This window comes from Saccharopolyspora dendranthemae, assembly GCF_007829955.1.
GTDB classification, from domain to species: Bacteria; Actinomycetota; Actinomycetes; order Mycobacteriales; family Pseudonocardiaceae; genus Saccharopolyspora; species Saccharopolyspora dendranthemae.
In genome coordinates this window covers 184,978-207,922 of the sequence record NZ_VIWX01000001.1, presented here as the reverse complement: position 1 = coordinate 207,922, position 22,945 = coordinate 184,978, and the positions used below count along the sequence as shown (strand labels likewise).

At 65.5% G+C, this 22,945-nt stretch carries 21 protein-coding genes and 2 pseudogenes; 10 read left to right on the top strand and 13 right to left on the bottom strand.

Annotation, left to right across the window (positions count from 1 at the left end):
• Nucleotides 1-89: 89 nt before the first annotated feature.
• Genes FHU35_RS00950 through FHU35_RS00945 form a run of 4 tightly spaced genes read right to left on the bottom strand, consistent with a single transcriptional unit; the run spans nucleotide 90 to nucleotide 1,623 of the window.
• Nucleotides 90-857 (bottom strand): YqjF family protein, encoded by a 768-nt coding sequence (locus FHU35_RS00950; protein ID WP_145735756.1) that lies wholly within the window; start codon nucleotides 855-857, stop codon nucleotides 90-92.
• The gene (locus FHU35_RS30350) at nucleotides 758-1,147 is read right to left on the bottom strand and encodes a hypothetical protein (protein ID WP_425474087.1); all 390 of its coding nucleotides are present in this window, start codon (nucleotides 1,145-1,147) and stop codon (nucleotides 758-760) included. The genes FHU35_RS00950 and FHU35_RS30350 overlap by 100 nt, the downstream gene beginning before the upstream one ends.
• A 12-nt stretch (nucleotides 1,148-1,159) precedes the next feature.
• Complete coding sequence (locus tag FHU35_RS29115) at nucleotides 1,160-1,336, bottom strand: hypothetical protein (protein WP_186459202.1); 177 nt, start codon at nucleotides 1,334-1,336, stop codon at nucleotides 1,160-1,162.
• Nucleotides 1,333-1,623 carry a transposase gene (locus FHU35_RS00945; RefSeq protein WP_145735754.1) on the bottom strand — a complete coding sequence of 97 codons (291 nt, stop codon included), beginning with the start codon at nucleotides 1,621-1,623 and terminating at the stop codon, nucleotides 1,333-1,335. Before FHU35_RS00945 ends, FHU35_RS29115 begins: the two co-directional genes overlap by 4 nt.
• Nucleotides 1,624-1,858: 235 nt before the next feature.
• Here FHU35_RS00945 and FHU35_RS30345 point away from each other — a divergent pair, with 235 nt between their 5' ends.
• The 3 genes from FHU35_RS30345 to FHU35_RS00930 all read left to right on the top strand — a co-directional run bounded on the left by FHU35_RS30345 (nucleotide 1,859) and on the right by FHU35_RS00930 (nucleotide 6,827).
• Nucleotides 1,859-2,896 (top strand): NB-ARC domain-containing protein, encoded by a 1,038-nt coding sequence (locus FHU35_RS30345; RefSeq protein ID WP_145735752.1) that lies wholly within the window; start codon nucleotides 1,859-1,861, stop codon nucleotides 2,894-2,896.
• Between the two features lie 41 nt (nucleotides 2,897-2,937).
• Nucleotides 2,938-4,011: a tetratricopeptide repeat protein gene (locus FHU35_RS00935; RefSeq protein WP_145735749.1), complete on the top strand. Its 1,074-nt coding sequence runs from the start codon at nucleotides 2,938-2,940 to the stop codon at nucleotides 4,009-4,011.
• 1,238 nt (nucleotides 4,012-5,249) lie between these two features.
• Nucleotides 5,250-6,827 carry a transcriptional regulator gene (locus tag FHU35_RS00930; RefSeq protein ID WP_145735747.1) on the top strand — a complete coding sequence of 526 codons (1,578 nt, stop codon included), beginning with the start codon at nucleotides 5,250-5,252 and terminating at the stop codon, nucleotides 6,825-6,827.
• An 18-nt stretch (nucleotides 6,828-6,845) separates the two neighbouring features.
• Here FHU35_RS00930 and FHU35_RS00925 read toward each other — a convergent pair whose 3' ends face one another.
• The 3 genes and pseudogenes from FHU35_RS00925 to FHU35_RS00915 all read right to left on the bottom strand — a co-directional run bounded on the left by FHU35_RS00925 (nucleotide 6,846) and on the right by FHU35_RS00915 (nucleotide 9,643).
• Nucleotides 6,846-7,049: a DUF2637 domain-containing protein gene (locus FHU35_RS00925; protein WP_145735745.1), complete on the bottom strand. Its 204-nt coding sequence runs from the start codon at nucleotides 7,047-7,049 to the stop codon at nucleotides 6,846-6,848.
• Nucleotides 7,050-7,235: 186 nt separating this feature from the next.
• Nucleotides 7,236-8,264: a toll/interleukin-1 receptor domain-containing protein gene (locus tag FHU35_RS00920; RefSeq protein ID WP_186459201.1), complete on the bottom strand. Its 1,029-nt coding sequence runs from the start codon at nucleotides 8,262-8,264 to the stop codon at nucleotides 7,236-7,238.
• A gap of 53 nt (nucleotides 8,265-8,317) precedes the next feature.
• Nucleotides 8,318-9,643: pseudogene (locus FHU35_RS00915) on the bottom strand (ISL3-like element ISPfr2 family transposase).
• 506 nt (nucleotides 9,644-10,149) lie between these two features.
• Here FHU35_RS00915 and FHU35_RS29110 point away from each other — a divergent pair.
• On the top strand, nucleotides 10,150-10,593 hold the full coding sequence (locus tag FHU35_RS29110; protein ID WP_186459200.1) for a hypothetical protein: 444 nt from the start codon (nucleotides 10,150-10,152) through the stop codon (nucleotides 10,591-10,593).
• Nucleotides 10,594-10,597: 4 nt separating this feature from the next.
• Complete coding sequence (locus tag FHU35_RS00910; RefSeq protein ID WP_186459199.1) at nucleotides 10,598-13,405, top strand: hypothetical protein; 2,808 nt, start codon at nucleotides 10,598-10,600, stop codon at nucleotides 13,403-13,405.
• A 478-nt stretch (nucleotides 13,406-13,883) separates the two neighbouring features.
• On the opposite strand, the pseudogene FHU35_RS00905 reads toward FHU35_RS00910, so the two are convergent.
• From FHU35_RS00905 to FHU35_RS00895, 3 genes and pseudogenes are all read right to left on the bottom strand, one after another.
• A pseudogene (locus FHU35_RS00905) lies at nucleotides 13,884-15,675 on the bottom strand (IS481 family transposase).
• 567 nt (nucleotides 15,676-16,242) lie between these two features.
• Nucleotides 16,243-16,740, bottom strand: coding sequence for a hypothetical protein (locus FHU35_RS00900; protein ID WP_145735738.1), 498 nt, complete (start codon nucleotides 16,738-16,740; stop codon nucleotides 16,243-16,245).
• The gene (locus FHU35_RS00895; protein WP_222429249.1) at nucleotides 16,737-17,003 is read right to left on the bottom strand and encodes a PadR family transcriptional regulator; all 267 of its coding nucleotides are present in this window, start codon (nucleotides 17,001-17,003) and stop codon (nucleotides 16,737-16,739) included. The genes FHU35_RS00900 and FHU35_RS00895 overlap by 4 nt, the downstream gene beginning before the upstream one ends.
• Nucleotides 17,004-17,306: 303 nt before the next feature.
• On the opposite strand from FHU35_RS00895, the gene FHU35_RS00890 reads away from it, so the two are divergent.
• Entirely contained in the window at nucleotides 17,307-18,137 is an 831-nt protein-coding gene (locus FHU35_RS00890) for a hypothetical protein (protein WP_145735736.1), read from the top strand.
• A gap of 584 nt (nucleotides 18,138-18,721) precedes the next feature.
• Here FHU35_RS00890 and FHU35_RS00885 read toward each other — a convergent pair.
• Genes FHU35_RS00885 through FHU35_RS00875 form a run of 3 tightly spaced genes read right to left on the bottom strand, consistent with a single transcriptional unit; the run spans nucleotide 18,722 to nucleotide 21,192 of the window.
• Nucleotides 18,722-19,078 carry a signal peptidase I gene (locus FHU35_RS00885; protein ID WP_246109999.1) on the bottom strand — a complete coding sequence of 119 codons (357 nt, stop codon included), beginning with the start codon at nucleotides 19,076-19,078 and terminating at the stop codon, nucleotides 18,722-18,724.
• Nucleotides 19,075-20,802, bottom strand: a complete 1,728-nt coding sequence (locus tag FHU35_RS00880; RefSeq protein WP_425474086.1) for a helix-turn-helix domain-containing protein — start codon at nucleotides 20,800-20,802, stop codon at nucleotides 19,075-19,077. The genes FHU35_RS00885 and FHU35_RS00880 overlap by 4 nt, the downstream gene beginning before the upstream one ends.
• Nucleotides 20,803-20,808: 6 nt before the next feature.
• Entirely contained in the window at nucleotides 20,809-21,192 is a 384-nt protein-coding gene (locus tag FHU35_RS00875) for a helix-turn-helix domain-containing protein (RefSeq protein WP_145735732.1), read from the bottom strand.
• Between the two features lie 181 nt (nucleotides 21,193-21,373).
• Here FHU35_RS00875 and FHU35_RS00870 point away from each other — a divergent pair, with 181 nt between their 5' ends.
• The 4 genes from FHU35_RS00870 to FHU35_RS00855 are packed head-to-tail and all read left to right on the top strand — an operon-like array spanning nucleotide 21,374 to nucleotide 22,942.
• Entirely contained in the window at nucleotides 21,374-21,577 is a 204-nt protein-coding gene (locus FHU35_RS00870) for a helix-turn-helix domain-containing protein (protein ID WP_246109998.1), read from the top strand.
• Nucleotides 21,577-21,927 (top strand): WhiB family transcriptional regulator, encoded by a 351-nt coding sequence (locus FHU35_RS00865; RefSeq protein ID WP_145735728.1) that lies wholly within the window; start codon nucleotides 21,577-21,579, stop codon nucleotides 21,925-21,927. Before FHU35_RS00870 ends, FHU35_RS00865 begins: the two co-directional genes overlap by 1 nt.
• The gene (locus FHU35_RS00860; protein ID WP_145735726.1) at nucleotides 21,924-22,256 is read left to right on the top strand and encodes a hypothetical protein; all 333 of its coding nucleotides are present in this window, start codon (nucleotides 21,924-21,926) and stop codon (nucleotides 22,254-22,256) included. Before FHU35_RS00865 ends, FHU35_RS00860 begins: the two co-directional genes overlap by 4 nt.
• Nucleotides 22,253-22,942, top strand: a complete 690-nt coding sequence (locus FHU35_RS00855; protein ID WP_145735724.1) for a hypothetical protein — start codon at nucleotides 22,253-22,255, stop codon at nucleotides 22,940-22,942. The genes FHU35_RS00860 and FHU35_RS00855 overlap by 4 nt, the downstream gene beginning before the upstream one ends.
• Nucleotides 22,943-22,945 lie beyond the last annotated feature (3 nt).

Here is a 22,945-nt window from a genome sequence, read left to right as displayed (position 1 = left end):
GACGGTGAGGGCCCGGCCCAGCGGGTGCATCCCCCGTCGGAGCCGGATCGTCCGTGGTCGGCCGGGCTCGGATGCACGGAGGTGACCGGTCATCCTGCTACCGGCTCGGGACGTCCGAACCGCGTCGTCACTGCAGCGGCGTGGGCGACGTGGTCCGGCTCGCGACCCTCCGCCTCGGGGAAGCCGGCAGCCGCGAGGAAGTCGTCCTGCATCTCGTGCACGGTGGCGGAGCGCAAGGGCCAAGGTTCATGATGGTTCGGCAGGAACCAGGTTCGTCCCAGATGGGCGACGTGAAAGCCCCACCGGGCGGTCAGGAACGACTCCATTGCCCCGCCGATCCGCTCGTCATCGACCCGGACGGTCAGCCTGCTGGAGACCGTCCGGTGCGGGCCCCGGCGGTGAGCCGAGTAGGTGTGCACCGCCCGTGTCCAGTGGTGATCCACCCGATGATTCATTCGTGTCCACACGTACGGCAGGCCGAAGGCGAGCCGCCCGACTACGACCGGCACGGCACGGGCGGCGTCGAGACTGCAGAACACCACGCCGCGCCGACCGGCGTCGTCGACCGAATACAGCCGTACGTTGGTCTCGGGGAACGTCCCGAGCCACGGCACCGCCGGTCCTCGCGCCGCTCCGGTGTCGACCATCCGGAAGGGGATCAGGCCCACGTAGGCGCGTCCCTCGTAGAGGTCGGGTCGTGTCCCCGGTGGCAGGTGGGGGGCGACCGACTCGGGGCTGACGGCCCAGTGCAGAAAGCTCACGTCCCGCCACTGCTGGCGGAGCAGGTGCGGTCGGGGCAGCGGTGGCGCGATGTCCGAGATGGGCTGGCTGCCGTGGGGTTCGAGGTCGCCGTGCATGCCGTCCAGTGTGAGGTACCCGGGTCGATGTCCACCGAGCGAGCCCGATCTCTGCGCGGCCGGCGTCCTCGCCGGCCGCGCGCCCGCTTGCGCAGGCCAGCTCCAGTGCATATAACGCTCGTTATAGAACGGGAATTTCCGATGGTGAGATCGTGTGCTGTTGCAACACCTTTCAACCGCTTGACCTTGACAGGACCGGGCAACCCGGCGATGCCGGCGATCCGCATCAGTTCGGCGACCAAGTTCTCGCTGACCACGACGCCCATGCCGCGTGTCAGTTCGGCGTGCACGCGGCGGGACCCCTAGGTCTGTCGTGAGGCGTCGCGGACCTCGCGGATCAAGCCGGTCAGCCACTGGCGGCGCATCTTCGTCGGCGACATCGTCCGGGCCTTGTACTGGTAATAGCCGGGGCTGCTAACTCCGAGTAGGCGGCAGCAGACCTTGACCGGGTGTCCGGCGTCGACGAGGGAATCGATCACCGGGTGAACCCTTTTGGGTCGGGGCGGTCGTCCCCGAGCAATCTCGCCGCCTTGCGGAGGATCTCGACTTCAGCCTCGAGTTGCCGGATACGCTTGTTGGCCTTCGTCCGCTCGGCATTTTCATGGGTGGTGGTCCCGGAGCGCTCGTCGCGGTCGATCTGGTCCTGCCGGACCCGGTTGTGCAGGGCCCCGGCGCTAATGCCGAGCTCCGTGGCGGCCGTGGTGATCGGTTTCCCAGCCCGAACGAGCGCGACGGCCCGGAAGCGGAACTCCGGTGGATACGTCATAGATCGCAGCCTTTCAACAAGGCCCGATCTTCACATCGAAACGGGTAAGAAACCCTGGGGCAGGCCAGCGTGTCAACCGAACCCTGGGCAGCCCCCCTGCTGCGGACTGCGAAGAAGCGAGGTTCATAGTTGTGTACGCACGTAACGTGCCGCCCTAACGTCCGAATTTGTGGGGCATCGTTTACGCCAGGACCCACGCGCCGTGCGTGGACTAGTTGAGGCAGACTGATCGTTCATGCCTGGGCGCAACGTGCACAACGAGGTGGGTGCGGCTGTCGTCGGATCACTGCTGCAGGCCGGCGAGGTGAACGGGGACGTTCACTTCCACGAGCCTGCCCGGCGTCCTGTGGCCGTGCCTCGCGGGTTGCCTGAACCTCCAGGTGGCTTCGCCGGCCGGGAAGATGAGTTCGCCGCTCTCACCGGTGCGCTTGACGCGGAGGCGCATCTGGCGCCGACCGTCGTAATCTCAGCCATTGGCGGAGTTGGGGGCATCGGGAAGACCTGGCTCGCACTGCACTGGGCTCACCAGAACGCAGAGCGATTCCCAGACGGGCAGTTGTTCGTCAATCTACGAGGTTTTGATCCGATCGACGAGCCGCTATCGCCTCGTGAGGCGGTGCGAGGGTTCCTCGACGCCCTTGGAGTTCCGCCGCAGGACGTCCCACCTGACCTGAACGCGCAGCTGGCGTTGTACCGGAGCCTTGTCGCAAACCGCCGCATCCTCGTGGTGCTCGACAACGCGAGGGACAGCGCTCAGGTCGTGCCATTGCTGCCAGGGGCGTCGAGCTGCACAGTCCTGGTGACCAGTCGTGATCGGCTGGTCGGTTTGGTGACCCGGCACAGTGCTCGGCCCCTCGCGGTTGACACCCTGGGAGAGGCGGACTCTCGCTCACTCCTCGCGCGTCGCCTCGGGCATGCACGCTTGGAAACCGAGGCAGACGCGGTAGCGGAGCTCATTCGCTACTGTGCAGGTCTCCCACTTGCTTTGAGCATCGTTGCTGGTCGTGCTGTGCTCGATCCTCAGATTCCTCTCGCGGAGTTGGCAGCAGAGCTTCGCGACAGGTCTTCGCGCCTTGAAGCCTTCGACGCAGGAGAGCCAACGGTTTGCCTAGAAGCGGTGTTGTCGTGGTCATATCAGGCGGTCGATGACCAGCAGGCGCGTCTGTTCGGACTCATGGACTGGCTCCGGGCGCTGATATCAGCCTCGCTGCCGCGGCAAGCCTCAGCGGCATACCCACGGCCGTCACACGATCCAACCTGCAGGCGCTCGTGAGCGTCTCCATGGCTAGCAGGGAAGCCGGCGGACGGTATCGGATGCACGACCTCGTTCGTCTCTACGCCGGTCAACGGGCACGCCAAGATCTGCCGACTGACGAGATCGACGGTGCGAGACGTCGGCTCGTCGAGCACTCGGCGCACACGGCGCACGCTGCTGACTTGCTCATCGCACCACTCCACGCATCGATCGACTTGTCCGACCTGCCGTACGGGTGCCAACCTCTGAAACTCGGTGGTGGAGAGGAAGCGTGGGCGTGGTTCGAGGCGGAACGCGCCAACCTCATCGCCGTTCAGAATCTCGCCGTTGAGAACGATTGGCACGCTCAGGTATGGCAGCTGGCGTGGGCGATGACAACCTTCCAGCTCCGGCAAGGGCACTTTCACGACAACCTGTCAGCCTGGAAAGCTGGCGCCCGCGCGTCGCATCACCTCGACAACTCCGAACTGCGCACGCGTTCCTACCGGCACCTGGGGCGAGCATGCACGCAGCTTGAGCTCTACGAGGACGCTCTTACGCACCTGCGTGAAGGACTGGCGGGGGCGGAGCGCGACGGAGATGAGCTCGGACAGGCGCATACCCACCGGGCGATTGCCGATGCTTGGGGACGGCAGGGAAACGACGCCATGGCCCTCGAGCACGCAACGCACGCCTTGCACCTGTACGAGGAACGCGGCGTCGAGGTAAGCGGCGCCCACGCTCTGAACGACGTCGGCTGGTACACGGCCAAGCTCGGCGACCACGGACTTGCGCAGCAGATTTGCGAGGACGCCCTCGCCTGGCCCCGTCGGACCGGCAACCGCAGTGGTGAAGCTCGCGCCGGCCTCAGCCTCGGCTATGTCGCTTGGCTCAGCGCGAAATCTCAAGAGGCTGCTGAAAACCTGGAGTTCGCACTGGGCCTGTACGAGGAACTGGGCGACACGTCTGGACAAGCCAACGCGCTCGACCACCTAGGCACCGTGCACGAAGACGGGGATCCGGCAAAGGCCGAGTCGTGCTGGAGGCGTGCGGTCGCGATCTATCGAGAGCAGGGGCGTTCTGCTGAGGTCGACCGAATCGCGAATCGTCTAGGAGCGCTCGGTGCTCGCGGGGGCGGGCGGTTCGACCGATAGGAGGATCCCGCGGAGGTTGGCCATGTTGAGCGCAGCAGTCAGCAAACGTGCCAACGCCGACCGCGGATCCCGGCCGGTGGCCATCAGTCTGCGTACGTCGGCGATTGCCATGTCGACGTCATCGAGCGCAGCCCAGTCCCGGTCGATGACGTGAGCCCGTCGCCGGGCTCGGTGTGCTCGCTGCCGACAGGCCGGTCCGTGGTAGCGGGCGGGCCGGCCGCGCGGGGACGGCGGCGGTAGCGGCTCGCCGCAGCCTTGGCAGATGGCAGCCTGCATGTTCTTCAGCTCCGAGGGTTGTTCCGTTGGAGTGGTTAGAGCCGTCTGAGGTCTTCCAACACAGCGCGCAGGACGTCGAGCGGAGGACGGGTGGATGCCCAGAGCTCCCTGCGGCCTGGGGCGCCGATGCGGGGCAGGCGCTGTGTCGGCAAATCCGGGGTGAGGTCGCCTGTCTGGGCGGTTCTATATCCGCGCTGGCCACGGCTCGTTTCGGTGGTCACAGCTGGGACTGGGTTCTTGGGTGCTCGCCGGCGTCTGCGGGTGCCGGAGCTTGTTCGCGAATCAACCCGGCGAGTTGGTCGAGCGTGGCGGCGAGTGAATCGCGTTCTCGCTGGTTGTAGTTGCCTCGTGGGAGGTAGTACGCGGCGTCATCGAGCAGCCACTGCGCCTTCCTGAGTATCACGGCGAGCTTGTTGTCATGGGACGCCTTTGCGGCTTGCGTAGTGGGGATGCTGCCGGTCTCTGTCGCAGCGGTGAGCTGCAGAAGGCATGCGGAGCACGGTGCGCAACCGGGTCCCTTTTCGGAAGTCGCTGGCTCACCGGGACTCGCCGCCAGCTCGAGGCTTGCCGGATCGAACTCCAGGCGGCACCAGGACTGAACAGCGGTGTTGGTGCTGCTCGGTGCGGCGCAGTGGGCAACGCGAAGGGACTCGACCACTACGCCTGGGCGGTATTGAAACCAGACGACCTGCTCTGTTGAAGGGTTCACTCGGGATCTCCGTTCGAGGGTGGCCGCGGCCAGGCCTGGAGGTGGGCCTGGCCGCGGCCGGCATCCGGCGGCGGTCGGGGAGTGATTGCGCAACGCCGCCGGAGGGATTTCGTGACCGTTTGTGAGCGGTCCATGTCAGACTGAAATCATGCTGACATCAGCTCGCGGTCAGCGGAATGACGCGAAGGCGACGTGCTCGCGACATAACGGGAGCGGCTGCGGGGAAGGGGTTGCAATGCAGAAGGCGCGCACGGTGCTCGAGCAGAAGATCTGGGAGCGGCGGCAGACGCTGCAGGAGTTCACGGAGTGGGCCGAGACATTCGCGTGCGAACGAAACGAGCCAGGCACGTTGAGCGTCCGCCATCTGCAGCGCCTCGTTGCCGGCAAGGCGCCGAGCGGACAGCCAGTCGGACGACCTCGGCCGGCTACGGTGAGATTGCTCGAATCCATCTTCGGCGTGGGTATCGACGTTCTGCTGGGTCCGCCAGGGGCTGATATCGAGCGCGAGGACGTCGACAGGCCGTGGCAACCGTTCCACAAACTCAGAGCAGCGCCGTGGGGTGCTCGGCGGGAGAAGACTCCAGCAGTTCAAACACCAGACACGCGGGTGGGTACGGCGCAGTCCTTTGCTTGGCTCGATACCCGAAGTGGGTGGGCGCCTGAAACTACACGACGGAAGGTGACGTCCCGTCTCGCTTCCTTGACGGCGGATGAAGTACTCGACAGACCCGCGCGGCGCCGCAAGGTCGGCCGAAGCGAGATCGCTCGAGCAGTAGCGGACTACTACGGGGCCCCGGAGTCGGGGTACCACTTCTACAATGTGGCTTGCGGGGATTCCGAGATCGGCACGAGCATTCTGACCTGCGACCGATGGCTCGACCTCGGATGTCAGCTCGGTGCGGGGAAAGACAGAGTCGCCCTGTGTACTGACTCACCCGTTGCCCAGGATGTTCTCGCGTCCGACCGAGCGATTGACCGGCTTGCCGAAGCCACCGCCCAGGGGGTTCGGCTAGCGAACATGCCCCTCTACCGGCTGTTGAACCTGCATGTCGGGCCAGAAGCAATCTCAGCTGAGGTCGGGACGGTGCCGTTCATCGAGTACGCGGTCTCCATGGATCTTCTCGAGAACGAGCTGATAGATACTCTTGCCGCCAGCACGCCAGACCAACTGCCGATGCGGGACCACTATCTGCCGAACCTCTACTCCGTGCTCGACTTCACTGGGCGACTGTGTGCCGGGGGAGTGCTCGCGCTCTGCGCCATCGCACGTCCATCAGACCCATATCGTGGTGAGAAGGACTTTGCTCTCGTGGTGCAACAGCGGTCAAGCCACGTACTCAACGCTGCGCAGAGGCTCTCGGTGATCCCGAAAGGCTTCCATCAGCCCATGACCGACCTCCACGCGGACGCTCAGTTAGCCTCGACGCTTATGCGGGAGCTGGAGGAGGAGCTTTTCGGCAGGCAAGACGTCGACAACACCGTGGGCGGAGCCTGTGCCGCGGCCCCACTGCATCCCGGACGGATGTCGGAGCCGATGCGCTGGCTGATGGCGGACGAGTCCCGAATACGCATGGAGTGCACGGGTTTCGGCCTGAATCTCGTAAGCGGCAACTACGAGTTCGCTTGCCTTCTGGTGATCGAGGACGACGAGTTCTGGACCCGCTACGGAGGGGAAATCGAGGCGAACTGGGAAACCTCCGGGCTTCGCTTGTACTCAAGTCTTGACCACGTACTCGTAAGCGATCTGGTCACTAACGAGTCCTGGAGCAATGAGGGACTATTCGCGTTCTTGCAGGGGATCCGGAGTCTACGCGAGAGTAATGCCGGGTGATGATGCCCTTCCCGAAAGTCAATCTCGGGGATTGATTCCGTATGCGCGGTGGACTGTGGTTCGCCAGGTGATGTGCGGCCTCAGCCTGCCACCTGCGAAGGTGGTGTCGTCGAAGGTGGCCGGCACGAGCCACGTGGTCCAGCAGCCGAAGCCGGTCATGGAGATCACGCCGAATTCGTGCAGTCCTGCGAAGCTCGCGGCCCAGCCCATCACCGCCGCCACCTGGTTCCTCGTATCCAGGTCGTCACGGCGTTCCGCGAGGACATGAAAGCCACCTCAAAGACGAAGGCCTGCGGAAGTTTCGCGGTTCCGCTGGTAGAGCCGCAACTTGAAGTATCTGAAGGTTGGAACTACACCAGGGCCCGTCCGACGTGACCTCGAGGCTGTCGCTCGCAACACCAAACTGATTCAGCCCCAGAACGGAGGATCCGTAGGATCAATTAGTCGGTCGTATGACGCAGTCTCGAAGTTCAACCGTGTCCGGCAGGTTGGCGCAGAGTCTTGAACACCGCGCCTGCCGTGGACCAAGAGCACTGAGAAGTTCCACACCCTTGGGTCTCTGGCGTGGATGTTGTTCGACTTCAGTCGGTCGGCGATGCCCTGAGCCACTGACTGCACTCTGGGGAATTCGCCTACTCGTCTCCCTGGCAGGTAGTTGTTCTTGGGGTACTTATTGAAGGTAACTTCCTCACCGAATGCTCGATCGGTGGCCGCCAGGAAGTCCGCGCCACCGGGCCCCGTCGGTCCGAGAACGACGAAGGTGATCTGGATGGGCCCGGTGATTCCGTGCTGCTCGAACAGGACGAAATCGGATGGCAAACAGTCGGCGAACCCGGCGGTGGGAATCACCGCAGCGGTGTATCGACCAAACAAAGTTAGGAGGATCTGGTACGCAGAGAGGACGATTAGGATTTCCTCCCGGCGGCCGCCTGCATCCAGTACTGACCGCAGCGTCTCCTGGGCCGTGTTCAGGTCGTCCGGTCGCTCCTTCGACCTGTTGGAGAGCGGTAGGTCGGCTACTCGGTCCGGGAACGACGCGCGTACGAGCTCCTCAGCCACAACGTGCAGCCCGCGGCTTGTGTGCACCCCCTTGACATCGGCCAACATCGGTGAATACGAAGCGATGGCTGCGGCATCAACGTTGTGCCAGACAGGCAGGACCCGCCGCTGATCGGCCGTGGCCGTAGTGACCAGACCTGCGAGCTCGCGATATGTCCACTCCTTGGCGAAGAATGAGTCGCTGAGCACGACTACCCCGAAGTGAGACGCCCCCAGTCCACGGTCGATTTCGCGGAGTACAGAGTCACCCACGCGGAGACTGAAATCGTCGTACCACACCGAGAAGCCGACCGACCGCAGGTAATGCGCCAGTGGCCCAGCCACTTGCCGCTTGTCCTCACTGGCGTGGCTGATGAAGAAGTCCCACTCTGAGCCCATGATGGCGAGCATAAGGGCACATAAGCGCCACCTGAGCCCCAAGGGAAAGTGGCTCATCCCAATCGGGGGTGTAGGAGTTGGGGTCTGAAGCCGCCGGTCTCGAGCAGGCTTCGGGCGATGTAGTTGGTCAGGTTGCGGAACCCGAGTGCGGAGCCGCGCAGGTGTTCGAGCCGTCCGTTGAGCGCCTCGGTCGGCCCGTTGCTGGTGCCGGGTCGTTCGAAGTAGGCGAGCACGTCGGCGGCTCGCTTCTTCAGGGTCCGGCCCAGGGTGGTGAGCTCGGTGAGCACCTTGGGGACGCCGGCGCTGAGGTCGGTGATCAGCTTCTCCATGAGCTCGCGGCCACGTTGCCGGTCCTCGTGGCGATAGGCGGCGATCATGCGCTGGTAGACACCCCAGGTCGCCTCGACCTCGACGTGAGCGTCATCAACGAACAGCGCGCGTAGCCTGTCGCTCTGCTTGTCGGTAAGCAGGTCCGCGCCGGTGTGCAGCGTGCGCCGCGACTTGTAGAGCGGGTCGTCCCTGAACCCACGGTGCCCGTGGATCGCGAGTTGGACCCGGCGCCGACACCTGTCGAGGGCGTCACCGGCCAGGCGCACGACGTGGAAGGGATCCATCACCGTGACCGCGTCCGGGATCTCCTCCGCAGCGGCGGTCTTGAACCCGGTGAAGCCGTCCATCGCGACCACCTCGACCGCGTCACGGAAGGCGTCGTCGCGGTCGGCGAGCCAGGTCTTGAACGCCGCTTTCGACCGGCCCTCGACCATGTCCAGCAGCCTTGCTGGGCCGGCGCCATCGCGGACCGGGGTGAGGTCGATGATCACGGTGACGTACTTGTCGCCACGCCTGGTGTGGCGCCAGACGTGCTCATCGACGCCAATGACCTTCACGCCCTCGAACCGCGTGGGGTCGTTGATCAGCAGCCGATTGCCTTCGGCCAGGACCGCGTTGTTGGCGGTGTCCCACGCGACCCCGAGTCCCTCGGCGACACGGGCGACGGTGAGGTGTGCGACCACGATCCCTTCCAGCGCCCACCGCAACCCGGTGCGCGAGAGCTTCGCGCGTGGCTCCGCCGCGGCGCTGGTGTCTTGGCGCTACACGTGTCCGCAGTCGGCACAGCGGTAGCGGCGCACTACAACTTCCAGCACGGTCGGTCGCCAGCCCAGCGGCTCGTGGGCCAACCGCCGGATCACGGTGTCACGAGCAGCGCCTTCGCTGCCGCACCGTCGGCACCACTGATCTGGTTCCACCACGCGGCACGCGAGGACCGCACGATCCGGTTCAAGTCGTTGCCCGGTCACGCTCAGACCGAGGCCGTCGAGTCGAGCGAAGGCGGTCAGGTCAGGGCGGCCGAAGCCGGCCGGCGGGGTAGCGTCGGACACGTCGAGGTCTTTCGGATGGATGGCGTAGGAACCTCCATCGTCGGGAGACCTCGACGTCTATCTGCGGACCGACGCGCCCGGCCGACCTACACCCTCATCTGGGAAGAGCCTGATTGCCTCGTCGGCGTCGTCGAACACGCGTAGCACGGTTTCGTCGACCTCGATGGTGACCACGCGTCCGGCATAGCGGTAGCCGGCCTGCACGGACTGGCCGGTGACCTGGGTGGTGCCGCGCGCGGAGACCTTCCGCTGGACCCGAGCCGGACGACGGTCAATCTCGGGTGCTGCCCGGCCGGGCGGGCTCGTTGCAGCCGAAGGCGTTGGGAGGGCGAGAGATTCAGCGGCAGCGTGCGCACGATCGCCTCGTCGATGATCACCTGCGCCAGGTCGTTTTCGAGACGCAGGGTGACCCGGCGACCGGCCCACTTCTGGTCGCTTGGGCGCAACGAGCTATGGAAGACTGTTGCCCACATCACCCGAATTTCCGGAGGGGCGGGAATCCAGGCTTGACCAGCTACGGTGAACGGGTGCTGCTGGAACGCGACATTGATCCGATCACCGCCGAGTTGATCTCGATCGCCACCGAGCGGCGGCTACGACCGCTGTGCTGGCACATCAAGCACGACGCGACCGACACCACTGCGACCGGCTACGTCACCGTGTCCCTGCTGCATGAGGCCGATGCGATCCGTTGCGCGTGGGCCGATGCCCTGAGCCTCTACGAGACCGCCGATGGCTATGCGGGCAACATCGGAACACTCATCATCGGCTTGCCCGCCGCGATCGACCCCGACGAGCATTGCCGAGTCTGCAACCGTCCGTTCGAACCACGGGACACGCGTCCGAACGGGCGCGCTCGGTACCAGAGCGGCGACTTGTGCCGATCCTGCATCAGCACTCGCGGGTCGCGCGGTTTCGCAGTGGCGTCGAACCGACGCTGCCACCATTGATCGCATGAGGGGCGAGATCCAGGAACCGCAGTTCGACGCGTTCCTGTCGTACAGCCACGCGCTTGACGGAATGCTGGCACCCGCGGTGCAGAACGAGCTGCAGCGGTTCGCCAAACCGTGGTACCGACCGCGGGCGCTGCGCGTGTTCCGGGACGAGGCCGTCATGGGCGCGAACCCCGGCCTGTGGCCGGCCATCGAACGCGCGATGAGGTCGTCGCGGTGGTTCATCCTGATGGCCTCGCCCGAGGCCGCGAAGTCGAAGTGGGTCGCGCAGGAGACCGACTTCTGGATGCGCGAATGCTCCCCCGAAACGTTCCTGATCGCGCTGACCGATGGCACGCTCGCCTTCGACGAGCGCGGCAACATCGACTGGTCGTCGACCGACTCGCTGCCCGACGTGCTGCGTGATCGGCTGCACGGCGAGCCGAGATGGGTGGATCTGCGCCGGTTGAACAAGACCGAGCGCGTCAACCGGGACGACCCCCGCTTCCGCGAAGGAATCGCCGACCTCGCGGCGCCGCTGCGCGGAGTGGACAAGGACCAGTTGATCGGTGAGCACATCCGCCAGCACCGCAAAATCATGCGTGCAGCACGGATCGGAACGGCGACGCTCACCGTCCTGCTCATCTCGGCCCTGGTCGCCGCTGGCCTGGCCTACGTGCAAACGAAAACCGCCCAGTCCCGGCAACTGGCCGCCAACTCCAACGCGTTGTTCGATGCAGATCCTGATCTGGCCTCCCTGCTGGCGGTGCAAGCGCACAACACGCACCCCTCCACCGAGGCCACCACCAGCCTCTACAGCGCAGATTCCCTGCTCCTGAGAAAACAACTGAGCGACCCCACGAACCCGGTGTCCTCGCTGGTGTTCAGCCCGGACGGGCGAACCGTCGCCACCGCGAGCGACGGCGGGATCGTGCAACTGCGGGAAGCGGAATCAGGACAACTCCTGCACACCCTCGCCGAACACACCGGCCCGGTGAGCTCGCTGGCGTTCAGCCCGAACGGCGAAACCATCGCCATCGCGACCAGCAGGGCCGTGCAACTGCAGGAGACGAAATCGGGAGGCCACCGGCGGACGCTCGCCGACGGCCGCGGCTCGAGCGAAGTGGTGTTCAGCCCGGATGGCAGAACAGTGGCCATCGCGGACAGCGACGGAACCGCACAGCTGTGGGAAGCGTCCTCCGGACGACCCCTGCACACCCTCACCGGACACACCGGCCCGGTGAGCTCACTGGCGTTCAGCCCGAACGGCGAAACCATCGCCACCGCAGGCGGAGACGGAACCGCGCGCCTGTGGGAAGTCGGATCAGGACGGCCCCTGCACATCCTCACCGGCCACACCGGCCGGGTGTCCTCGGTGGCGTTCAGCCCGGACGGCAGGACGGTGGCGACCGCGGGCTACGACGGAACCGCACGGCTGTGGGAGGCGTCCTCCGGGCAACCGCGCGAAACCCTCACCGGACACACCGGCTCGGTGCTCTCGGTGCTGTTCAGCCCGGATAGCGGAACGGTCGCGACCGCGAGCGATGACGGAACCGCACGGCTGTGGGAGGCGTCCTCCGGGCAACCGCGCGAAACGCTCACCGGCCACACCGACTGGGTGCTGTCCGTGGCGTTCAGTCCCGATGGCGAAACGGTCGCAACCGCGAGCCGCGATGGTTCCGCGCGGTTGTGGAATGCGAAATCAGGAGGCCAGCGACGCACGCTCGCCGGTCACACCGCCCAGGTTGATTCGGTCGCGTTCAGCCCGGACGGCAGAACCGTCGCCACCGCGAGCGACGACGGGACCGCGCGACTGTGGGATTCCGGGCAACCCCGGCGAACGTTCACCGGCCAGACCGGCTCAGTGGGTTCAGTCGTCTTTAGCCCCGACGGGAAAGCCGTCGCCACCGCGAACGGCGGCCTGACCGTGCAGATGTGGGATGCGGCGTCCGGGCAACCGCTACGAGCGCTCACCGACGGCACCGGCTCTGTGGATTCGGCCGTGTTCAGCCTGGATGGGAGAACCGTCGCCACCGCGAGCGACGACAAGATCGTGCGATTGCGGGATGCCGGATCAGGGCGAACGCGACGAACACTCGTTGGCCACACCGGCTCGGTGCTCTCGGTCGCCTTCAGCCCGGACGGCAGCACCATCGCCACCGCGAGCGACGACAAGACCGCGCGGCTGTGGGATGCGGAGTCGGGACACCCCCTGCGGACGCTCACCGGCCACACCGGCTGGGTGAACTCGGTGACCTTCAGCCCGGACGGCAGAACGGTCGCCACCGCAGGCGGCGACCGAACGGCCCGGTCGTGGGATGCGGAATCAGGGCAGCCCCTGCAGACGCTCCCCGGTCACGCCGAATCGGTGAACTCGGTGGTGTTCAGTCCGGATGGGGATGCGATCGCCACCGCCAGCGATGACGGAACCGCCCGGCTGTGGGACGCCGAATCAGGACAGCCCCTGCAGACGCTCACCGGCCACACCAGCCGGGTGAACTCGGTGGCCTTCAGCCCGGACGGCGAAACCATCGCCACCGCGAGCAACGACCAGACTGCACGGTTGTGGGATGCCGAATCAGGACGAGCGCGGCGAACGCTCACCGGCCACACCGCCTCGGTGAACTCGGTGACCTTCAGCCCGGACGGCAGCACCATCGCCACCGCGAGCAACGACCGGACCGCACGGCTGTGGGACGCTTCGCTTCCCGACGAGGCTGGAATCAAGGCCCGGATTTGCAGCGCCTTGAACCAGCGGAACTTCACCCCGGAGGAACGTTCGTCGTATCTCCAGGGGCTACCGACGACTCCCGCATGCCCAGATCCGTAACCGCACCGGCTGCTTTCGAACCGCGCTGAGCTGTCGAAATCCCACTGCGCCGCGATCAGGTGCAGGACCGCGCACCGGGACGGACGCGGGGGCCGGGTCGGTGCGCGGGACCCGTTGCTGCGAGTCGGGGGGCATCGGCACCGGGTCCGGATCAGTTGCCCGAGAGGCGGTGCAGGGCTTTGCGCGGTAGGTGACGAAGGGCCCGTCATCCCGCATACCCGCTACCGCTCAGCAAGCCTCCTAGGCGCTCTCGCAAGCGCCGCCTCACGAGGAGAGCTCGACCACTGGGCACAAGCCGAAGCCGTGGCATTCGCGAAGGCCATCCTCGACCACTCAGCCGACAACCAGCATCGCTAGCCCCAACCCACAACACCGCCCCGGATCAACACCTGCCCCTGTCGCCCCGGCGACTTCCCCAGGCCATACCTGGGCCTCCAGGCCACTTGCCTAGTTTCTGATGATGGGTGTCGGTTTGTGGTCAGTTGAGGGGTGACACTTCCTGACTGATCGTGCTTTCGACGCGGTGACCGTACGCCTTGTGCCGGACGACCGGGGCGGTGGTCGTGCGAGGCACGGTGGTGATTGCCTCGTCGGCGTCGTCGAACACGCGTAGCACGGTTTCGTCGACCTCGATGGTGACCACACGCCCGGCGTAGCGGTAGCCGATCTGCACGGTCTGGCCGGTGACCTGCGTGCTGCCGCGTGCGGAGACCTGGCGCTGGATGCGGGCCGGACGCCGGTCGGGCTCGGGTGCCGGCCCCGCCGGGCGCGCTCCTTGTAGCCGAAGACGTTGGGACGGGGAGAGGTTCAGCGATAACGTCCGCACGATCGTGCCGTCGATGATCACCTGGGCCAGATCGTTTTCCAACCTCAGGGTGACGTGGCGTCCGGCCCACTGCTGACCGACCGACAGCGATCGGCGTGCGACCGAGACTGTGCCCGATGCGGTCACGACCCGGTCGATGGCTACCGGGTCGCCCGAGATGAGTTCACGTGTGTCGGGACGCGGCGGTGGTGGCCCGGCCGTAGGGGCCCCGGCGGCTCGGAGTTTGTCGAGATCCAGGCTGGATAACCGCGAGGGCAGGGTCTTGTAGTGCCAGCCGTCGAGGCTGACGTGCGCGGTGGTGGTGTCGATCCAAATCCGGACCCGCTGACGCGCCCGCTGAGGCCCGAACCAGAATTGCTGGCCCCGCAACCACAGATTCCCGCTGGCGGGCACGACCCGTTCGACCACCACCGCACCCGACCCGGCCGTGGGCTCGACAGGCTCCGGCGGATCCTCCTCGACCACCACATCCGGCGAGGAGACTGAAGTGGTGTCGAGTTCCGGAGGGCCGCCACAACACCAGCCCGTTCTCACCCGAGGCGGGTCGGAAGACCTCGGCCGGGGTGGCCATGTGCAACGCCTGATGCGGCCGCTGAGTGTTGTATTCCCGCCGCCATTTCTCCACCGCCTGCCGGGCATGCTCCACATCGGCGAACGGGCCCTCGTCGGCGAGCAGTTCATCCTGGATGCTGCGGTGCCAACGCTCGACCTTGCCCGTCGTGGTGGGCGAGCGGATCTTGGTCAGCAGATGCGTGATCCCGTTGTTCCGGGAGATCCGGTCGAACAGCACCTCCGACGGGCGCGGACGCCCGTATTTCCCGGTGAACTGTTTGCCGTTGTCGGTCAGGATCTCCTCTGGCACCCCGTAGGTCTCCAGCGCCGCCACCAGCGCCCGGCACACCGCCCACGCCGTCGCCCGAGGCACCACGGCTGCGATGACGCAGAACCGCGAGTGATCATCGATACCGGAGATCAGCTTGCACCCGGTGCCGTCGACCAGCATCACCGAGCCCATGATGTCCATCTGCCACAACTGCATCGGCTCGCCGCGCTCCCAGCGCCGAAAGTTCTCCCGCCTCCGCTTCCGCGACGCCCCCTCCGCCAGGTCATGGCGCTTGAGCACCCGATAGATCGTCGACAACGACGGCACCGACTCCACCCCGGCCCGCTCAAGCTCGAAGACCAACCGGCGCGGACCCCACCGCGGATGCTCCCGCCGCAACTCACACACCCGCGCCTCGATCTCGGCATCCAGCTGCCACGGATGCCCACGCGGCCGATGCGACCGATCCTCCAGACCGGCCAAGCCCTCATCCCGATAGCGGCGAATCCAGGCATGCACCGTCTTCCGCGACACGCCATACCGTTCCGCGACCTCGGTGACCTGCGCTCCAGCCGACAGGACCTCCATGACCGCGTGATAACGCTGCTCCACAACGCTCAACTCCACGAGCATCGGCCCCGGCCCCCCACGCGACGAACAACCATCGCGCCGAAGTCAAACCGGGGGCGGCAGTGTTACCCATCAAATGAACACCGCGTGTCACCCATCAAGCGAAGTAGCACATAAACGCGCTGACCTCGGTGTTCAGAGTTTCCTTTCTTCATCAAGGGCGGCCCTGCGGGCCCGCCTGCCTGCGGTTTCCGAGGTCGGTGCAGCGGGGCCCCGCCGGGGCCCGCCTCCGGCACCCCGGCACCCCGCGCGCCGACCAGATCGGAAGGCAGGCGGGCCCGACTCCGCCAGAAGAAGCGTCCACTCTCAGGCACAAAGCGATGTCCTCGCCGGACGGGCAGGCGAACAGGGTGTGGGGGACAGGCATCGGCTGCGGTCCGGTCGTGGCTGCTCTGTCCTCACCCCATCGACCTCCACAAGGGCTATCAGCCCGCGTCAAGGGGGCAAGCTTTATGCTGGCATGTCCCGCTGACGTCGCCGGTTGCCCCCTTGACACGGACTGATGAGGGCTTCGCCAGGTCGACGGGGTGAGGACAGAGGCCTTCCCTTCTGCGGGCGTTAGTAACGCTCCCGCTCGCGGAGCTGCCAGGAGACCTCTCGCCAGGTGTTGTCTAGGCCATCCCGCTTGATCTTCAAGGCCAGGGCTTCTGGGGCGTCATCAACCCCGTGGCGCCGCAGTATCCGCAGCAGCTCTTCTTCGTCTTCCGACAGGTGCAGCTCCCTGATTACCCGCCCGAACCTCGCCACGCGCACGCTCGTGTTGGTGTAGGGGTCTGGCCCGTTCTTTGCCTGCTTCCTCTTCTTCGCGGCTCGTTGGCGCAACCTGAGTCCTTCAGACAAGCCCTCTTCGAGTTGCTCAGCAACCCAGAAAGGCCGTTCAATCCGCGGCACGATCTTCATCTCAGCGTGCAGCTCGCGTCGACGCGGGTGCGTGCGTGGGTACATCAGCGCGATCAATCGCATGCAGAGTCCGGGAGCGAAGCCGAAAACGCCCACGACCGTGAGTAGTCCAGGCAGGGAGAAGGAGGTCAGGTTCGTAACGATGTCTGCGATCACGCGAACCCCTCCATGAGCTTGCCGAATCGGACATCGGTCTGCGCGTCGGCTAGGAGCGCCCCAAGCTCGGTGCGTCCCTTGTCCGTCAGCTCGTAGTACCGACGGGGAGGACGCTTCTCCTTGATCTCGGCTGGGTCCTCCCAACCGTCAGTGAGCCAACCCTCGTCGAGCATTCTCGTCAGCATCGGGTACAGCACGCCGGAGCGGACTCCCGCGCGCTTGGCGGTGTCGTAGCCCCAATGATGGTCAGCTGGGTCGGTCATCAGCGCCATCGCCACTTGGACGAGCGCGTGTGTCCTTCGCAGGGCCCAGTACTCTACATAGGTCGTCGAAGACATGTGTAGGTGGGCGGCAATGGCGATCGAGGTAGGAATCAGAGGCAGGAAAAAGTAAGCATCATGGTCGCGAGCTGCCGACACCCGCGGTCAGATCGCCCACAGATCAAAGGCCTGGTCAGGGGTTTCGTTAGGTCTATGTGGGTAAGGTAGGTATCTTCCCTACACATGAAAGCGAGCGAGAACATCGAAACGGCCTTGCGGTTCAGTAGCATGATCTAGGATCACGACATGCTCGCATTGGCATCTGAAGCTGCCGTGAAATGGACAGACGTTGCTAGTTTCGCGGTCTCGTCGTGTTCAGTTCTGGTGGCGACAACTGCGGCCTATTTTGCGTTTTGTGCGTACCAAAAACAAGCTGGCCAGTTGGTGCTCGCTCAAAAACACGACTTACGCTGGCAATCACGCCAAGTTACGGGATGGGTGGAGCCGTGTGATGATCTGATCGACGCGCGTCCTATAGTCGTCGACCCCTGGCCGTTGAGCCTCGGGCGAAGGTGCTCATTTTTCTACATTAATGCCAGCGATCTACCCATCTACCAAGTTCTCGTGACTGCCGAGGCTGCGGGTTCTGACGAACGAATAATTGCCAGCTATCCGAGGCTTATGCCTACCCGCTCTCCTGAGCGAAGGGAAATTGACCACAGTGCTGCATTTCCTGAAATTCAGGAGCTTGCGCAGGAGCTCTTCAGGGGACTTCCTGATAAATTTCAAGAGATGAGCGTGGATTTCGAAAAAACTTATGGCAGAAGTGACGCAAGGAGGAACTTATTTGGAGAAATTAAATCCGGCGCCTCTCCTGAGCTTGCGGTGCCGTTCTTCGAGGCTCGAAGCAATCTGAATGATCAAGCCACGGAAGCGATCGAAACGATTTCTTCGACTCTGTCCATGTATTTTACGGATAGCGAGGGGAATCGATGGAAGCGGAGAGGAGACGGCGGCTTGCAGCTTGTCGATCCTGAACTTGCAGGTCGCCAAGCTCTGGAGGCGCGTCGTGAAGCAGCAAGAATTTATGTGCCGCCAAAGGCTAAAGGGCGAAGTCGTTCGCCAGTGGCGCGCTAGCTCGACAGCCTCAGGTCAGTGGCCGAGGGCACCGTTCGCTCGGCTGCTGCACCTCTCTGGCCGACCCGACCAAACTTCACGACGAAGTAGGCACCAGGTGGCGAACGAGGGCGGCGGGGACTGGCAGGGCACGCGGCGACGGCCGGAATCCCGCAGCCCATTTAGGTCCGCCTGACGCTGGCACTGTCGTCGCAACGGGGCATTGGCAGCACGCCGTTCCGGGCGCGGGTGGGCGGCATCAACATAACCGCGCCCGTTCCCGGCGTCCTGCTAGCTTGGCATCAGACGTGCGTCGACGACTGGTTGGCGCTCGTAACCTTCGAGCTGACGAGTCGCACCGGCAAGCCGGGTCTGGTGGTCACCCAGCTGGCTCGGGCGAGTGCGGTCGCTCCTGGCGGCGCTTGATCATCTCCGCACTTTATCGACACAAAACAACGTCAAAGGCCGCAAACGAGGGCTGCTGACAGCGTTTGTGCTCGTGAACATTCCAGGTGGTGGCAGATGACGGCAAGCGTCCGGGGTGACCTCTCACGAACCGTCAGGTTATGGGGTGGGTCCTGGCCGGTAGGCACCAACGTCAGTTGCTAGTTCGATGCGGATGGCCAGCGCACGGTGACGACTACGGCGTCAGTGAGGGCTTCCCAGGAGTGGTCGATGCCGGGGCCCCAGACCGCGTAGTCGCCCTGCTTGGCGAGGTCGACGGTGCCTTCGGTGAGGTGCAGGCGGAAGTGGCCGTCGACCAGCAACAGCATCGTGGTGCGCCGCTCGTCGGTGGTCCATTCGGGGCGCTTGTCGCCAGCGGGGTGGGTGCCCCACTTGACTTCGAGGTCCTTGGTGGCGCGGACTCCGCCTTCGGTGGGGTCGATGAAGTGGCCGAGCAGCCAGCCGCGGGTTTTGCTGCCGTCTTCTGCAGCGTTTCCGTGGTGCCAGTTGCGGCTCACTTCTGAACCTTCCATTCGATCGACGGCAGACTCACCCGCTCGCCGCCGATCTGGGCGAGCCGTCGAAGCCCTTGCAGCAGGGCGAAGAGCCCTTCGTTGCTCCACGCTACATCAGCGATGAGCTCGGAAATCAGCTCGCCGTCGCGGCTTGAGTACTGGTGCAGGCCTGCCGTTTCCCAGTTCGCTTCGACTCGGCCGCCGTAGCGCTCCCAGAACTCCTCGTCCTCGATGACGATCAGGCTCGCGAACTCGAAGTTGCCGCTCAGGAGGTTCAGTCCGAAGCCGGTGCACTCCAAGCGGAGTCGACTCGGGTCCTCCATCAGCCACCGCATGGGCTCTGACACGCGGCTGGGATGCATCGGGTCGGCGGAGCGTTGATCGTTCGTCGTGTTGTCGATCTCGTCTCGGCCGAAGAGCTCCTCCTCGACCTCGCGGCGCAGCGTCGCGCCGATCTGGGCGTCGACGCGCAGATCGGTCATCGGCTGGTGGAAGCCCTTCGGAATGACCGCTAGGCGGCGTGCTGCGTTGAGCACGTTGCCCGATCGTTCCTGCACGAGGAGCACGTAGTCGGCCTCGCCGCGGAACGGACTGGCGGGCCGGGCGATCGCGAACAGGGCGAGCGGCCCGCCGGCGCAGAGCCGGTTGCCCACATCGATGACGGAGGCGACGTCCGGCAAGTACTGGTCGCGCAGCGGTAATGACTCGTGCGCTGACGTTGCGTCCGTGGCGGTGGCGTCGACCAGCTCGCCTTCGAGCAGGTCCATGGTCACCGCGTACTCGACGAAGCGCGATGTCCCCACCCGGCCGTTGATCGCGTCCGGCGTGGGGGAGGTGTCGAGCAGGCGGTAGAGCGGTTTGTCGACCAGACGCGTGCCCATGGCCAGGGTTTCCGCTAGGCGCTGTGCTGCTCGGCCTGCTGCGTCGGTGTCGAGCTCGGCGAACACATCGGGCGCCGAGCTCGTGACCTTGAGCCGGTCGTGCGCCGCGAACAGTGGGCATGCCAGATCGAGCCAGTCCGCGCAGGTCAGCACACTTGTCTCGGCGTGGGCATCGTCGTACTTCGCCGCATACCTGCCGTGGTCTCCGCTCGTGGGGCCGTAGTACCTGCTGAGGACATCGGCGAGGGTGCGCTGATCAACGCGTGCTCGTCGGCTCGCCCTGGCCTCGAGGTCGTTCACGTCGAGCTGTGCAAGTCGCGAGGCGACCTCCCTGCGTGCGGTCCCGGGCGACCACGCCGCGTGCACGTCCAGCCATTCAAGAGCCGCCCCGATGTCGGGGTCGTCGCTGAGCCGCTTCTCGGCGTCGTTCGCGGCGGCTTCGTCGACCACCGGCTCGGCCGGGGCTGCGCTGTCCTTCACCAGCTCCGCGAACCGGGCCTTGATCGCTTCGTGTTCTCGCGCCAGAGCCGTGTCCAGGGTGCGCTGCATCTCCGACTGCGGTCGGCGGTTCGGCTTCTCGTGCCAGCCGGCAACCGTGCGCAAGCCGATTCCCAGGTGGGCTGCGAACTCGTCGTTGCTCATCCGCATCGCGGCTTGAAGCGCGCAGGCGGTCCGCCCCGTCCAACTGGACACCAAGTTCATCGCGTTCGGCCCTCCGCGGTGGGTTTGTGCACTGGTTGAGCATCGGTTGAGCACTGGCTGAGGGGTTTTCGCGCATCGGTTTCCCGGCTGATTCGGCCTGGAATTAAAGGCATGGAAAACGAAGCCATCAGCAAGCCGAACCACCCGGCGCTAACGGTTCTTGCGGACGTGCTCGATGACCGTCGCGAGGTCGCCCTTGAGGTCGTCGAGCCGCTCGGTGATCTCAGCCATGCGTTGCTCGAGCGAGTCCAAGCGGGACCAGACCGTGTCCGCGGTGTCCGAGATCGGTTCGTCGGTCTCGGGCGGCTTTCGGCCCTGCAGCAGGAAAAGCAGGTGTTGCGGGTGCCAGCCGAGCGCTATGGACAGCGACTCCAGAGTGCGGGCGCTGCGCTTGCGCTCCACCACGTGGTGCTGGATCTCGCGGACAATCGCCTGCGAGACGTTCGAGCGCTCCGCGAGCTCCCGCTGTCGCCAGCCGAGCTCGTTCACGCGCTCGTTGATGGCCCTGGCGACCGCCGCCCAGTCTTCCGACACCTATTCCTCCGCGCTCCGCCTTCGCGCCGAGGTTAGCCGTTCCGTGACGCATTTCGTGACATGACCGCGCCTGAAAAGCCGCGGCCCGGAATTCTCATGCTTAGCAAGAGCTGAAATCAGCAGTTTAAAGCTGAAATCAGCTTCCAATTCTTTTGAAGGGCTTTCTCAAATGGGTACCTCCATGCCGAAAAACGGGCGCCGCGACTTCTGCTCCGTCCGCCGAGCCGCCTGGATCCTCAACCTCCACCCGTCCGCCATCTCTCGTGCCGTCCGCGTCGGCGAGCTGCGGGCCGAACCCCGGAACGGACGACTCGTCATCCCCGAGAGCGAGCTGACCCGCCTCCTGGCCGGTGCTGCGGTGGCACAGGACGGAGGTCGGAAGTGATGACCTCCTACAACAACCTCTGGCTCATCGGAATCGCTTGGCGGCTCGACCGATTGCGCTGGGCATCGACAGCGCTGCTCGGCGCCTGCGTTCGCGGCAACGGGCTCTGCATGGCGGAGTTCCCTGCCGACCAACCCGACTGGCTGGACCAGCAGCTAACCGACCGCGAACTCGCCGCTGCGATGTGCGAAGGCTGCCCAGTCGCCGACGAATGCCTCGAGCTGGAACTCCGCACCGGAGGTGCCGACACCGTCGGTGTCTGGGGTGGGCTGTCCGCGGACGACCGCCGGGAGCTGCACCCGCATTGGCTTCGCCGCGGCGAGCGTGCCGAGAGGGGTGTTGCGCGATGACGCTCCAACTGACTCCTCTGGAAGTCCTGGCCGTGCTCGGTGGGCTGTTCACGCTGGTTTTGGTGTGGCGGGCTAGTGCGAAGGCCACGCGGCGAGCCAGCGACGCCGCTCGGACGAGCGTCCGCCTGATGTCGTTGACCGGGCGAGTGCTGGTCACGGCTGCGGCGATCGTCGGTGTGCAGTGGATCGTGATCAAGCACCCCGGTGACGAAGGGTTGCTGCTCGCGGTGCTCGCAGTCCCCGCCCTGTTCGCGTCGTACACGTTGACCAGAGCGCTGACTGTGACCGCTGCAGACGTGCCGCAGCAGAAGAAGGGGCGGCGTCGATGAGTGCGCCGCAGACCGCGGGTGAGCGGCGTCGGCCGATCACCCGCCCCGACTTCGAAGCCGTTGAACTGGTGCGCAAGCAGGTCGACCGGTTGTGCTGGAGCGGAATCCTGCTCGGCCTGGCGTTCACCATGACCAACGTCCAGAGCTTCGCCGCGAACGGTGCTCCGGTTTGGTCGCTGACGTGGCTGGCCGCGTGGCTGCTCGACCCGATGGTGTCGCTGGTGCTGCTGGCGATCCTGCGGGCCGAGCAAGTCACGGCCCGGTACGGGATCCGCACGGGTGGCTGGGTTCGTGGCGCGAAGTGGTTCACGCTCGCGGCCACGTACGTCATGAACACCTGGGGTGCTTACGCGGCCAGAAGCGCCGACATGGTGGTCCTGCATTCCGTGCCGCCACTGGTTGTCTTCGTCGCTGCCGAGGCGGTGACCGACCTCCGGGACAAGCTCACGGCGGCTGTCCGCGCGGCGTCCGTGAACGGTGACGACGAGCCGGTGCTGGAGCCGGTTGTCCCTCGTTCACAAGACCCGAAGCGGCGCACCTCGTTCGACGAGTACCTCGCCCGGGCCCGAGAGGCTTGGTGTCCGGACACGACGGTCACGCCGGCTTGGATCCGCGAGGTCACCGGGTGTTCGCGCGGACTGTCGTCACGGCTCGCCGCTGCGTTGACCGCGGAGGTGGAGCAGTGACGA